The 13,032-nt window shown below is 38.6% G+C and carries 18 protein-coding genes; 1 reads left to right on the forward strand and 17 read right to left on the reverse strand.

What is annotated here, in order from left to right; all coding sequences use genetic code 11:
* The first annotated feature begins 310 nt into the window (after nt 1-310).
* Nucleotides 311-784, forward strand: coding sequence for an Lrp/AsnC ligand binding domain-containing protein (locus OGI71_RS17600; RefSeq protein WP_046674894.1), 474 nt, complete (start codon nt 311-313; stop codon nt 782-784).
* Nucleotides 785-818: 34 nt separating this feature from the next.
* Here the strand turns inward: OGI71_RS17600 and OGI71_RS17605 are convergent, their stop codons facing one another.
* From OGI71_RS17605 to rpsE, 17 genes are all read right to left on the reverse strand, one after another.
* Complete coding sequence (locus OGI71_RS17605; protein ID WP_282250616.1) at nt 819-1,883, reverse strand: M20 family metallo-hydrolase; 1,065 nt, start codon at nt 1,881-1,883, stop codon at nt 819-821.
* A complete protein-coding gene (proC, locus tag OGI71_RS17610) occupies nt 1,873-2,679 on the reverse strand; it encodes a pyrroline-5-carboxylate reductase (RefSeq protein ID WP_282250617.1) in 807 nt (268 codons plus the stop codon). Before proC ends, OGI71_RS17605 begins: the two co-directional genes overlap by 11 nt.
* A 26-nt stretch (nt 2,680-2,705) precedes the next feature.
* On the reverse strand, nt 2,706-3,503 hold the full coding sequence (argB, locus tag OGI71_RS17615) for an acetylglutamate kinase (protein WP_259186906.1): 798 nt from the start codon (nt 3,501-3,503) through the stop codon (nt 2,706-2,708).
* 52 nt (nt 3,504-3,555) lie between these two features.
* Complete coding sequence (locus OGI71_RS17620) at nt 3,556-4,518, reverse strand: acetylornithine carbamoyltransferase (RefSeq protein WP_282250620.1); 963 nt, start codon at nt 4,516-4,518, stop codon at nt 3,556-3,558.
* A gap of 141 nt (nt 4,519-4,659) precedes the next feature.
* Complete coding sequence (locus OGI71_RS17625) at nt 4,660-5,805, reverse strand: aminotransferase class III-fold pyridoxal phosphate-dependent enzyme (protein ID WP_282250622.1); 1,146 nt, start codon at nt 5,803-5,805, stop codon at nt 4,660-4,662.
* Nucleotides 5,806-5,962: 157 nt separating this feature from the next.
* On the reverse strand, nt 5,963-6,469 hold the full coding sequence (rplQ, locus tag OGI71_RS17630; protein ID WP_259186903.1) for a 50S ribosomal protein L17: 507 nt from the start codon (nt 6,467-6,469) through the stop codon (nt 5,963-5,965).
* A gap of 130 nt (nt 6,470-6,599) precedes the next feature.
* Nucleotides 6,600-7,592 carry a DNA-directed RNA polymerase subunit alpha gene (locus tag OGI71_RS17635; RefSeq protein ID WP_077438111.1) on the reverse strand — a complete coding sequence of 331 codons (993 nt, stop codon included), beginning with the start codon at nt 7,590-7,592 and terminating at the stop codon, nt 6,600-6,602.
* Nucleotides 7,593-7,688: 96 nt separating this feature from the next.
* Nucleotides 7,689-8,297: a 30S ribosomal protein S4 gene (gene rpsD / locus OGI71_RS17640; protein WP_223584518.1), complete on the reverse strand. Its 609-nt coding sequence runs from the start codon at nt 8,295-8,297 to the stop codon at nt 7,689-7,691.
* Between the two features lie 60 nt (nt 8,298-8,357).
* The gene (gene rpsK, locus OGI71_RS17645) at nt 8,358-8,747 is read right to left on the reverse strand and encodes a 30S ribosomal protein S11 (protein ID WP_046674885.1); all 390 of its coding nucleotides are present in this window, start codon (nt 8,745-8,747) and stop codon (nt 8,358-8,360) included.
* A gap of 10 nt (nt 8,748-8,757) precedes the next feature.
* The gene (rpsM, locus tag OGI71_RS17650; RefSeq protein WP_120261730.1) at nt 8,758-9,135 is read right to left on the reverse strand and encodes a 30S ribosomal protein S13; all 378 of its coding nucleotides are present in this window, start codon (nt 9,133-9,135) and stop codon (nt 8,758-8,760) included.
* A gap of 30 nt (nt 9,136-9,165) precedes the next feature.
* Entirely contained in the window at nt 9,166-9,282 is a 117-nt protein-coding gene (gene ykgO, locus OGI71_RS17655) for a type B 50S ribosomal protein L36 (protein WP_013665024.1), read from the reverse strand.
* 45 nt (nt 9,283-9,327) lie between these two features.
* Nucleotides 9,328-9,546, reverse strand: a complete 219-nt coding sequence (infA, locus tag OGI71_RS17660) for a translation initiation factor IF-1 (protein ID WP_002997456.1) — start codon at nt 9,544-9,546, stop codon at nt 9,328-9,330.
* A gap of 74 nt (nt 9,547-9,620) precedes the next feature.
* Nucleotides 9,621-10,403 (reverse strand): type I methionyl aminopeptidase, encoded by a 783-nt coding sequence (gene map, locus OGI71_RS17665; RefSeq protein WP_104385207.1) that lies wholly within the window; start codon nt 10,401-10,403, stop codon nt 9,621-9,623.
* A 9-nt stretch (nt 10,404-10,412) separates the two neighbouring features.
* A complete protein-coding gene (gene secY, locus OGI71_RS17670) occupies nt 10,413-11,750 on the reverse strand; it encodes a preprotein translocase subunit SecY (protein ID WP_046674882.1) in 1,338 nt (445 codons plus the stop codon).
* Between the two features lie 3 nt (nt 11,751-11,753).
* Nucleotides 11,754-12,200: a 50S ribosomal protein L15 gene (gene rplO, locus OGI71_RS17675; RefSeq protein WP_120261731.1), complete on the reverse strand. Its 447-nt coding sequence runs from the start codon at nt 12,198-12,200 to the stop codon at nt 11,754-11,756.
* Nucleotides 12,201-12,319: 119 nt separating this feature from the next.
* On the reverse strand, nt 12,320-12,499 hold the full coding sequence (gene rpmD / locus OGI71_RS17680) for a 50S ribosomal protein L30 (RefSeq protein WP_046674880.1): 180 nt from the start codon (nt 12,497-12,499) through the stop codon (nt 12,320-12,322).
* Between the two features lie 5 nt (nt 12,500-12,504).
* Complete coding sequence (gene rpsE, locus OGI71_RS17685) at nt 12,505-13,023, reverse strand: 30S ribosomal protein S5 (RefSeq protein ID WP_104385209.1); 519 nt, start codon at nt 13,021-13,023, stop codon at nt 12,505-12,507.
* Nucleotides 13,024-13,032: the final 9 nt, after the last annotated feature.

A 13,032-nucleotide genomic window follows, 5' to 3' on the forward strand; every position in this document is an offset into this window, starting at 1 on the left:
GTTTAACATATCTGCTGCTTACTTACTTGTCTTTTGTTTTTGATCTTTATCCTACATCTTTATCATCTTCCTGACTTTAATAACAAGATAACGAAACAATCCGATAACCTTACAATAAAATCACCTCTAAAACAATTATAAGCACTTTCAATCAAAAACATATAACATTATCAATATCAATAAGTATTTTTTATTAAATTTACATCTATAAACCGAAAATTCTTAGTAATTTTGAAATAAATTTAATTATTTTAGCTATTGGTCAGATTTTGATGTATGACCAATGAATGAAACACAAAACCCATTGTTAATGGAAAATCAATATGCAAACTATGATCTAGACAATTTGGATATCCAAATCCTGTCTATTCTAATGAATGATGCTTCTATTCCTTATACAGAAATAGCGAAAAAGCTAATCGTATCAGGTGGTACCATCCACGTTAGAATGAAGAAGATGGAAGAATTAGGTATCATCAGAGGTTCAAATCTTATTATCAATCCTCAAAAAGTTGGATTTGACATCACTGCCTTTCTCGGTATCTATCTAGAAAAAGGTTCACAATATGCAGATGCGGTAGATAAGTTGAAAGAAATCAAAGAAGTGGTTGAGCTACATTATTGTACCGGCCAATACAGTATTTTTGCAAAAATTATCTGTAGGGACACTGTCCACCTCAGAAAAGTATTAAACGAAGATATCCAATCGGTACCTGGGATCCAGCGTACGGAAACGATTATCTCCCTTGAAGAAAGTATTAAGCGTCAGATCAGCTTAGTCTAGTATAAAAAAAGCTTCCAACAGTTGGAAGCTTTTTTTATACTATCTTTTGTAGCATCGCTATATACAAATCAATTCCTTCCCTAATTTCATCAATATAGATAAATTCATCCGCCATATGCGATCTTGCACTGTCTCCAGGCCCCAACTTTAAAGAAGGCACTGGAATAAGCGCTTGATCACTCATCGTCGGAGATCCATATAGTTTCCGTCCAAGTGTTATTCCCGCTTGGACAATTGGGTGTTCTTCCGGAATAGAAGAAGATTTCAAACGAGTAGAACGAGCCGAAACTTCTGAAGATACATGGGATTTGATTATCGCTAAGGTTTCTTCATTGGTATAAGCATCAGTTGTCCTTACATCGACAACAAAACTACAGTTGGCCGGCACAACATTGTGTTGCGACCCCGCTTGAATCATCGTCACTGACATTTTGATCGGCCCCAAGGTCACTGATGTCTTTTCAAAAGCATAATCCTTAAACCATTGAATATCCTTAATTGCTTTATAAATAGCATTATCACCTTCGTTACGAGCGGCGTGGCCTGCTATCCCCATTGCATTACAGTCCAATACCATCAGCCCTTTTTCTGCTACGGCAAGATCCATCAATGTTGGTTCGCCAACGATTGCAAAATCAATCGTTCCAATATCTTCCAAGACAGATTCAATACCATTTCTGCCTGAGATTTCCTCTTCGGCACTCGCTGCCAGACAAAAATTATATTTTAAACCCTTCTCTTCGTAAAAATACAGGAAAGTGGCAATCAGTGACACCAAACATCCTCCTGCGTCATTACTACCCAAGCCATAGAGCTTCCCCTCCTCTTCCGTAGGAGCCAATGGATCACGGGTATAACCTGGGTTAGCCTTCACCGTGTCATGGTGTGAATTAAGCAGGATCGTTGGTTTATTTGATTCGTAATGTACATTGTATACCCAAACGTTGTTTCCTTTCCTGAAGGTCTCAATATTCCTTTCTTTGAAGAAGGCTTCAATCAGGTCAGCTGTCACCATTTCTTCACGGCTTAGGGAAGATACAGTGATCAGTTTTTTCAATAAAGCTAGACTATTCTGAAATAAGCTATCTTTATCCTTCATGGTACAGTCCTCCTGCTTTATCCGCAGACAATTTTATTCCCTTGATAAATGCAGAACTAAAACCATTATGTTCCATCTCATTCAATCCGGCAATAGTACATCCTTTCGGCGAAGTAACTTTATCAATCTCACCTTCTGGATGAGCATTCGTATGTAACAATAAATCGGCAGCGCCTTTAGCTGTTTGAACGGCCATTTTCAAGGCATCATGTGCATGGAAACCTATTTCGACTCCACCTTGTGACGCGGCTCGGATAGCACGTAGGAAAAAGGCAATTCCACAGGCACATAAGGCAGTTGCCGAAGTCATTAGATCTTCATTAATCACAACAACAGATCCAACGGTCTCAAACATCTTCTCTACCTCAGCAAGACTATCATCCGAAGCATTATCGCTAGCAATACAAGTCATCGATTGAGCAATCGCGATTGCCGTATTCGGCATAGCACGTATTACAGTTGCATCCTCACCCAACACCGCTTTTAGGTCAGCACATGAAACACCAGATACTATGGATACAAAAATCTGGTTTTTCTTATCTATCTCGGGAGCAACCTCAACCAATACCTTTTTTAACTGCTGTGGTAATATGGCGAAGACAATAATATCAGCGCTTTTAACAGCAGCTTTATTATCATTACTAACCGAGAATCCCTGGCTTGCCTCTTCAGCCAAAGCATTCAGATTTCTCCGGGTCAATGTAATATCAGCAGCATTGGCAAATTCACTTTTTACAAGCCCTTTTGCCAAGGATAGACCGATATTGCCACTTCCGATAATAGTGACCTTTTTCATAGTTGGGTTTAGATTAGATTACATGATTACTTTAATGTCAAGCAGGTACCAAACTGCCCTTGTTGGAACAAGTGCAAATTATTTGCATGACCAATATATACCTCTTGAACACCTTTATTTATTGCATTAAATGCATTTTGTAGTTTCGGAATCATACCATCATTGACAATTCCCGATTCTTTGAGATATTCAAATTCTTCGGATTTAATCGTTGGTATAACCGAATTTTCATCTGTCACATCGCGTAATACACCATTCTTCTCGAAACAATACACCAATGATGTTTCATATAAAGACGCCAGAGAGACAGCTAACGATGAGGCAATGGTATCTGCATTGGTGTTAAGCAGCTGTCCTAAACCATTATGAGTGATGGCAGAGAACACAGGAATAAAACCTGCTTCCAGGAATTTTTTTATCGCCAGTGTATTCACAGAATCATGCAATAAATCTCCTACAAAACCATAGTCAATATCCTTGACAGGGCGTTTTATAGCCTTTATCACATCGCCATCAGCACCTGTTAAACCTACAGCATCACATTTTAATTTTTGTAATTTGGCAACGATGGTTTTATTTGTTAATCCAGCATATACCATCGTGACTATACGAAGCATATCTTCGTCCGTCACTCTACGGCCTTCAACCATTTGAGCTTGTACACCAAGCTCGCTTGCCAAACGTGTTGCAATTTTACCACCGCCATGCACTAGGATCTTCTTCCCAGACAATGCAGAAAATTTCTCTAAAAAAGAATCCAACAGACTCTCATCATCGATAATATTTCCGCCAATTTTTATAATATTTAATACACTATTAGCCATTACGCAACTTTTCCCAAATAAAAATAGTTTCTCAATAATCAAAAGATCGGTCTTAGACTAGATCTTCCAGCATTCGTTTTAAAACAACCTGAGCTGCCCAGACACGATTACTTGCCTCTTTAATAACCAACGAGTTCGGTCCATCCAAGATTTCAGATGACAACTCCAGATCCCGTCTTACAGGCAAACAATGCATGACCTTCGCATCATTTGTCAAAGACAGTTTTTCATTGTCCATCATCCAATCCTCATCTACTGTATATACCTCACCATATTCCTGATAGGATGACCAGTTTTTCACATAAACAAAATCAGCGTCTTTCAGGCTTTCATTTAAATTCGTTGAAATCGTAGCTCCATTCGTAAAATCCTTGCTCAGTTCATACCCCATAGGTTGTGCAATCGTAAACTCTACAAGCCCCTCTTCCTGTGCCTTACACATCCACTCTGCAAAAGAATTCGGCACAGCTTGTGGTAAAGCTTTCACATGCGGAGCCCAAGCCAATACAACCTTTGGTTTCGCCGTATTCTTATGCTCGGTAATGGTAATGATATCCGTCAAACTCTGTAATGGATGACGTGTGGCACTTTCCAAAGAAACAACAGGGACACCACAATATTTAATAAATTTATTGAATAGATCCTCGCTGTAGTCCTCTTCTCGGTCCTTTAGCTTCGGAAAAGATCGTAATCCGAGTATATCGCAATATTCGCCCATGACCGCTGCTGCTTCGCGGATATGCTCAACAGTACTGCCATTCATCACGACACCATCCTGTGTTTCTAATGCCCAACCATCCTTGTCCATGTTCATGACCATCACATTCATCCCCAAGTTCATTGCTGCTTTTTGGGTACTCAGACGAGTACGCAAGCTAGGGTTCAAAAACACAAGACCCAAGGTCTTATGTTTACCAAGATCTTGATTATCATAAGGTGCCGCTTTTAGAGCTAACGCCTCATGGACAACGTCTGCTACACTAGATACGTCTTTTACAGAGAAAAACTTTTTCATCTATATAAATCATTTATGGGGGTATTTTCTATGGCACAACCCACTGTGCTACCCGCTTTGTTTATTTATGCTGATGGAACAATTCAAATTGACCTTTCGTGATATCGCGAGGCCCATCATGATTATTTCATCTATTATCTTTTAAGCGACTACAACCGCTTTTATATGTTCTTTTAATGCCAACAAAAATTGATCAGCATGTTCTTTGGTAATATTCAATGCTGGAAGTAATCGAATAACATTCGGTTTAGCCTCCCCGGTAAAAATACGATTCTTTAACAAAAGATCTTTCTTTACATGTGCCAAAGATGCTGGAAGTTCAATGCCGATCATTAATCCTCTACCCCTCACTTCTACAATCTCTTCTATTTTCTTTAGTTCGTCAATGAGATACTGTCCTACAGCCTTCGCATTCTCCATCAACCGATCTTGTTGGATGACCTCCAAAACAGCCAAAGCTGCTGCACAGGCCAGATGGTTGCCGCCAAAGGTTGTCCCCAAACTACCGTGGGAAGCTTTAAACTTAGGAGAGATACTGATTGCACCGATAGGAAAACCATTTCCCATTCCCTTCGCCATCGTGTAAATATCCGCATCTACTCCAGAATAATCCTGTGCATAGAAAGAGCCTGTCCGACCATAGCCACATTGCACCTCATCAGCAATAAATACTGCATTATATTGGTCACAAAGTGAGCGGATCAATTGAAGAAAAGCAACGGATGCTTCCCTAATTCCACCGACACCTTGAATACTTTCGATAATAACAGAAGATATTTCCCCACCGTAAGCTGAAAATGCTTCTTTTAGTGCATCCTCATCATTGAAAGGAAGAAAAACAACGTTCTCTGTTTCGTTAATAGGCGCAACAATACTAGGGTTGTCCGTAGCAGCTACCGACAACGACGTTCTACCGTGGAAAGATTTAGAGAATGCAATCACCTTTTTTCTTTTATTGTAAAAGGAAGCAAGCTTCAATGCGTTTTCATTCGCTTCAGCGCCAGAATTACAGAGGAATAAGTCGTAATCAACCTTACCAGATACTTCGCCAAGCAATCGCGCAAGTTCACGCTGAATTGGAATTTCAACAGAATTGGAATAGAATCCGATACGATTCAACTGTTCCGTAATACGTTGCACATAGCGTGGATGCGTGTGTCCGATCGATATCACGGCATGACCACCATACAAGTCCAAATAAGCATTTCCTTCGGCATCCCACACCGTAGATCCATTAGCTTTAACTATGTTAATGGGATTAATGGGATAAACATCAAATGGTTTCATCTTAATGAATTATAGATTGATAAACGAAATAGCTTGTAATAGAAAAAGCTATCAGATTTTAGCATTACAAATATATCAGTTATAACGGTAGGAATGGTTATAAAATAAAAAAAGTCCCCTTAAAAAGAGGACTTTTTCTATGATAACGGGAACAATATTATTCTCCGTCAACTTTTTCTTCACCTTCTACTTCAGCTTTTACTTCCGCAGGAGCGTCGGTTTCAGCAGGAGCAGCAGCTTTTTTAGCACCACCACGACGACGAGTAGCTTTTTTATCAGCAGCAGCAGCTTTTTTACCGTAGATTTCGTTGTAATCAACTAGCTCGATGAAAGCCATTTCTGCGTTATCACCTAAACGGTTTTCCATTTTGATGATACGAGTGTAACCACCTGGACGGTTAGCTACTTTTTCAGAAATTTCGCGGAACAAGATAGAAACTGCGTCTTTATCTTTCAAATAAGCGAATACTGTACGACGAGAGTGTGTTGTGTCGTTTTTAGATTTAGTAATCAAAGGCTCAACATATGTACGCAATGCTTTAGCTTTAGCCAAAGTAGTTGTAATACGTTTGTGTAGGATTAATGATGTTGCCATGTTAGCCAACATTGCTTTTCTATGGCTATCCGTACGGCCTAAGTGATTTACTTTTTTTCCGTGTCTCATTTTGATTTTATTATACTATATATACCGTTCTTGTTTTACCCAAATTGCTAAAATTTTCAGAGGCGGATGCCCATCTTTTTCAGCAATCAGCTTCAAGAGGAATTACATATAGTGGTCGCTTAATAAATTATTATTCTTCGTCTAATTTATATTTTGCTAAGTTCATTCCGAATGATAAACCCTTAGATTTAACCAATTCTTGGATTTCGCTTAACGATTTTTTACCGAAGTTTCTGAATTTCAACATGTCAGCTACGTCGTAAGTTACCAACTCAGCTAATGTGCGAATATCAGCAGCTTTCAAACAATTCAATGCACGCACTGAAAGGTCAAGGTCTACTAATTCTGTTTTCAAAATCTTACGCATATGCAAGATTTCTTCATCTACTACTTTAGTTTCTTCCTTCGTTTGAGACTCAAGAAGCATATTCTCATCAGAGAATAAGATAAAGTGTTGAATTAAGATCTTAGCAGCCTCTTTTAAAGCTTCTTCGGGGTGAATTGAGCCATCTGTAGAGATATCTAACAACAATTTCTCATAGTCAGTTTTTTGTTCTACACGGTAATTCTCAATGGTATATTTAACATTCTTGATCGGAGTAAAGATCGAATCGATAGCGATAACACCTACTGGAGCATCAGTCACTTTATTCTCATCTGCATTTACATATCCACGACCTTTAGCAATACTCAATTCCAATTCAATTGTCACTGCGTTATCCATATTACAGATTACTAAGTCTGGATTTAAGACAGTAAAGTTATTAGAGAATTTTGTGATATCACCAGCTAAGAATTGTTCTTGACCATTGATTACTACAAATACCTTTTCGTTGTCGCCAATCTCACCTGTTTTTTTGAAACGGATTTGTTTCAAGTTCAAGATAATTTCAGTTACGTCTTCAACAACACCTTTGATCGTTGAAAATTCGTGCGAAACGCCAGAAAACCTTATCGACGTAATTGCATATCCTTCTAACGAGGACAATAGAATACGGCGCAAAGCATTACCAATGGTTACACCAAAACCAGGCTCCAATGGACGAAATTCAAACGTACCATCAAAATCCGTAGATTTTTGCATGATAACTTTATCCGGTCTTTGAAATGCTAAAATTGCCATTTATTTTCTTTTAATGTTTTATTTGTAATAATAATTGTAATACAATAGAAAGATGCATACCCCAAAAATGGACTATGCATACTTCTATTTTATTTATTATTTAGAGTATAACTCAACGATTAAGTTCTCTTTAATGTTTTCAGGAATATCAGATCTTTCTGGATAGCTTAAGAAAGTACCTGTCAATTCTTTCGCATTCCACTCTAACCAAGAAAATTTGTTTACAGTACGACCTGCAACTGAATTTGTGATGGCTTCAAGAGTTTGAGAACGTTCACGAACTGCTACAACGTCACCTGGACGCAAGCTATATGATGGAATGTTAACAACACTTCCGTTAACAGTAATGTGTTTGTGAGATACCAACTGACGAGCAGCGGCACGAGAAGTAGCAATACCTAAACGGTAAACTACATTGTCCAAGCGAGCTTCTAGTAATTTCAAGAAGATCTCACCTGTAATACCTTGTTTAGAGGCAGCTTTAACAAATAAATTTGCAAACTGACGCTCCAATACACCGTAAGTGTATTTTGCTTTTTGTTTTTCTAACAACTGAATAGCGTATTCAGATTGTTTACCTCTGCGTTTAGAAGCTCCGTGTTGTCCAGGAGGGTAATTTTTCTTTTCTAACGCTTTATCTGGGCCGAAGATCGGCTCTCTAAATTTACGGGCAATTTTGGACTTAGGTCCTGTATATCTAGCCATTTTTTTTTACAATTAAAGTATCTATCAGCCTATAGCCAATGAATCTTATCTTTAAATTAATTAAACTCTTCTGCGTTTTGGAGGACGACAACCGTTGTGAGGAAGTGGAGTGATATCTTTGATAGTAGTCACATCGATTCCTACAGTTTGTAATGTTCTGATTGCAGATTCACGACCTGCACCAGGTCCTTTAACAAACACTTCAACTTTGCGTAAACCCAAATCATGAGCAACTTTTCCACAATCTTGTGCAGCTTGACCAGCAGCATATGGAGTGTTCTTTTTAGAACCACGGAAACCCATTTTACCAGCACTAGACCAAGAAATAGTTTGTCCTTGATTGTTAGTCAAAGTTACAATGATATTGTTAAACGTTGCGTTAATGTGAGCCTGACCTACAGGTTCAATAACAACGATACGCTTTTTTGCAGCTTTTTTAGTTTTAGCCATTTCTTATTTATTATTTAGTAGCTTTTTTCTTGTTTGCAACTGTCTTACGTTTACCTTTACGAGTACGTGAGTTGTTTTTAGTACGTTGACCACGAACTGGTAAGTGTTTACGGTGACGCAATCCACGGTAACAACCGATATCCATTAAACGTTTGATGTTTAATTGAACTTCTGAACGCAATGCACCTTCTACTTTCAATTCATCGTTGATGATGCTACGAATTGCTGCCAATTGTTCATCATTCCACTCTTGTACCTTCACATCTTCGCTGATACCAGCTTTTTCCAAGATATATTCAGCTCTTGTACGACCGATACCAAAAATATAGGTAAGGCCGATCACACCTCTTTTGTTTTTAGGTAAATCAATACCTGCTATCCTTGCCATATAATATTAAGCTATTATTTTTTTAATGAATTAACCCTGACGTTGTTTAAACTTAGGGTTCTTTTTGTTGATTACAAAAACTTTACCTTTACGACGGATGATCTTACAGTCCGCGCTACGTTTTTTTATTGATGCTCTTACTTTCATGATATTTATTTTTTCAAAAGCTTGTGCTAATTAAAAGGCTTACGACTATTTATAGCGGTAAGTGATCCTTCCCTTAGTCAAATCATACGGAGACATTTCCAATTTAACTTTATCCCCAGGTAAAATTTTGATATAGTGCATACGCATTTTACCAGAAATATGGGCAATGATTTCATGTCCATTTTCCAATTCTACCCTAAACATAGCATTAGAAAGTGCCTCTCTAATTATACCGTCTTGTTCTATTGAGGCTTGTTTAGCCATATATTCTCGATTAAATTTAATTTAAAAGCCTGCGAACAGGAGTGCAAAGATAAATAAAAATAATTGAAAACCAACTACTTTTTGTTCAAAACTTTCTCTACATGTTCGAATGTCAGCAACACATCTGGTTCACCTTTTCGGATTGCAACCATCTGTTCGAAGTGCGCCGATAACTTCCCATCTACTGTACTTACAGTCCAACCATCATCCCAAAAACGAACACCTGCGCGCCCCGCATTGATCATCGGCTCGATACAAATAACCAAACCTTCTTCCAATTTTGGACCCGCGCCACGTTTTCCGTAATTCGGAACTTCTGGCTTTTCATGTAAATGATACCCAACTCCATGTCCGACCAATTCGCGTACAATTCCGAAACCGAACTTGCTCACGTACTCTTGAACTGCAGAGGAAATATCCCCAACACGTTTACCGGCCACAGCCTGTTCAACACCTTTGTACAATGATTCCTTTGTTACATCCAACAACAATTGCGCTTCCTCAGAAATTTCACCAACACCAAAAGTGTAGGCTGAATCACTGATAAAACCGTTCAAATTAACACCCCCATCGACCGAAACAAGATCACCATCTTTAATTTCATAATCGCTCGGAAAACCGTGTACAATCTGATCGTTGACAGAGATACACAAAGAGTATGGAAATCCGTGATAATTTAAGAACGCAGGCGTTCCGCCGTTATCATGAATATACTCATAAGCTAATTTATCAAGAGATATAGTTTTTACCCCAGGTTTAATCACTTTTGCGATTTCACCAAGCAATTGCGAAAGCACATCTGCTGACTTCCGCAATTGCTCTATATCATCTGCTGACTTATAAAATACTTTAGACATCTAAAGAAATTAAATTGCCGAATGATCCATTCCCTCAACAGACGCGGCCGAACGACCTTTAATACGACCTGTTTTCATCAATCCATCATAATGACGCATCAATAAATGAGATTCGATCTGTTGCAAAGTATCCAACACCACACCTACTAAAATCAATAATGACGTACCTCCATAGAAGTGTGCAAATTGATTATTAATACCAAACAAACTTGCAATAGCAGGTAGAATAGCAATGATCGCTAAGAAAATTGCACCTGGGAATGTAATATTTGATATTACGCGGTCTATAAAATTACTAGTTTCCAATCCCGGTTTAATACCTGGAACAAAACCTCCGTTTTTCTTCATGTCATCTGACATTTGTTGTGGGTTGACCATGATCGCTGTATAGAAGAACGTAAATGCGATAATTAACACCGCAAAAGTCACGTTGTACGCTACAGAAGTATAGTTACTCAACGAAGTCAAAAATTCCGACTGAAGATTTGGGAAGAACTGTCCTAAACTCATCGGCACAAACATAATTGCCTGTGCAAAAATGATCGGCATTACACCTGCAGCATTTACCTTTAACGGTATATACTGACGTACTCCACCGACTTGCTTGTTTCCGACAATTTTCTTCGCGTATTGTACAGGGATCTTACGAACACCTTGTACGATCAAGATCGTAAAGATCACAACGAAGAACAAAGCCACAAATTCAAGCAACAATGGAATTGGACCACCACCACCTTTCGCCATTCTAGAAACCCATTCCGCAGTGATACCACTTGGCAATTGAGCGATAATACCAGTCATGATGATCAAAGAAATACCATTACCGATACCTTTATCAGTAATTTTTTCCCCTAACCACATCACAAATAAAGTACCGCCTGTCAAAACTATGGCAGTCAGAATCGTGAACAATGGGTCAGCGATTGTCTTAGCACTTGGCTCGATCTGAGTACGTACATAAGCAAAAGCCTGAAGCAAAGTAATCCCTAATGTTAAATAGCGAGTAATTTGATTCATTTTTTGACGACCACTTTCCCCTTCTTTCTGCATCTTTTGGAAGTAAGGAACCGCGATGCCCAACAATTGAACAACAATGGATGCCGAGATATATGGCATTACCCCTAACGCAAAGATAGCCGAACGAGAGAACGAGCCCCCCGCAAACATATCCAATAGGCCCAATAAACCCTCTTTTTGACCAGAAGCCAAAGCATGAGGATTTACACCTGGTAATACCACGTGACATCCAATACGGTAAATCAAAAGAAAAAGTAAGGTATTTAGAATACGCGTACGTAAATCATCGATTTTCCAAATATTGGTTAAGGTTGTGATTAGTTTCTTCATTTATTAAATTTTAACGATAGAACCGCCTGCAGCTTCGATAGCTTTTTGAGCAGAAGCAGTAAACGCGTGCGCTGTTACTTCAACTTTAGCTTTCAATTCACCGCGACCCAAGATTTTTACCTTGTCATTTTTAGACACTAATCCATGAGCTTTCAATGCATCGAAATCTACAGCTGTCAAATTGAATTTCTCGATCAACGCTTGTAAAGTATCCAAGTTGACACCATTGTACTCAACGCGGTTGATGTTTTTGAAACCAAATTTAGGTACACGACGTTGCAAAGGCATTTGACCACCTTCGAAACCGATTTTCGTAGAGTGACCTGAACGAGAACCAGCACCTTTGTGACCACGTGTAGAAGTACCACCACGACCAGAACCAGTACCACGACCGATACGTTTGCTACCTTTTACTGCACCTTTTGCAGGTTTTAAATTACTTAAGTTCATTTTTAAACTAAATTGTGCTAGCCCTTCGCTCTCACTAAACAGGTACTAGCGATTAAAAAATAATTATTATTAATAACAAGTAATGGAAAGAGCCCAAAGACCCTTTCCATATGCTAATATTAAATAGTTTCGATAGCTACTAAATGGTTTACTTTACGTACCATTCCAATGATTGATGGAGTAGCTTCAACTTCTACTGAGTGGTTGATTCTTTTCAAACCTAATGCCTCAATAGTTTTCTTTTGGCGCTCGCTTCTGTCGATAACGCTCTTTATCTGGGTGATTTTGATTTTTGCCATGATAATTAACCGTTAAATACTTTATTCAAATCGACACCGCGGTGTTGTGCCACTGTATATGCATCACGCATGTTTGCTAAAGCAGTTACAGTTGCTTTTACCACGTTGTGTGGGTTAGAAGAACCTAATGATTTAGCCAATACGTCTTTGATACCAGCAGACTCCAATACTGCACGCATTGCACCACCTGCCAAAACTCCTGTACCACCTACAGCTGGTTTAATCAAAACTGAACCACCAGAATATTTACCATATTGTGCGTGAGGAACAGTACCTTTGATTACAGGAACTTTCACTAAATTTTTCTTTGCGTCGTCGATACCTTTAGTGATAGCTTCAGTTACCTCTTTCGCTTTACCTAAACCGTAACCAACGATACCGTTTTCATCACCTACTACAACAATTGCAGAGAAGCTGAAAGTACGACCACCTTTAGTAACTTTAGCTACACGTTGGATACTTACTAAGCGATCTTTTAATTCAATTTCGCTTGATTTTACTCTTTTTATATTGCTTAATGCCATTTCTTTCTA

The organism is Sphingobacterium sp. ML3W, from assembly GCF_029542085.1.
Taxonomy (GTDB): domain Bacteria; phylum Bacteroidota; class Bacteroidia; order Sphingobacteriales; family Sphingobacteriaceae; genus Sphingobacterium.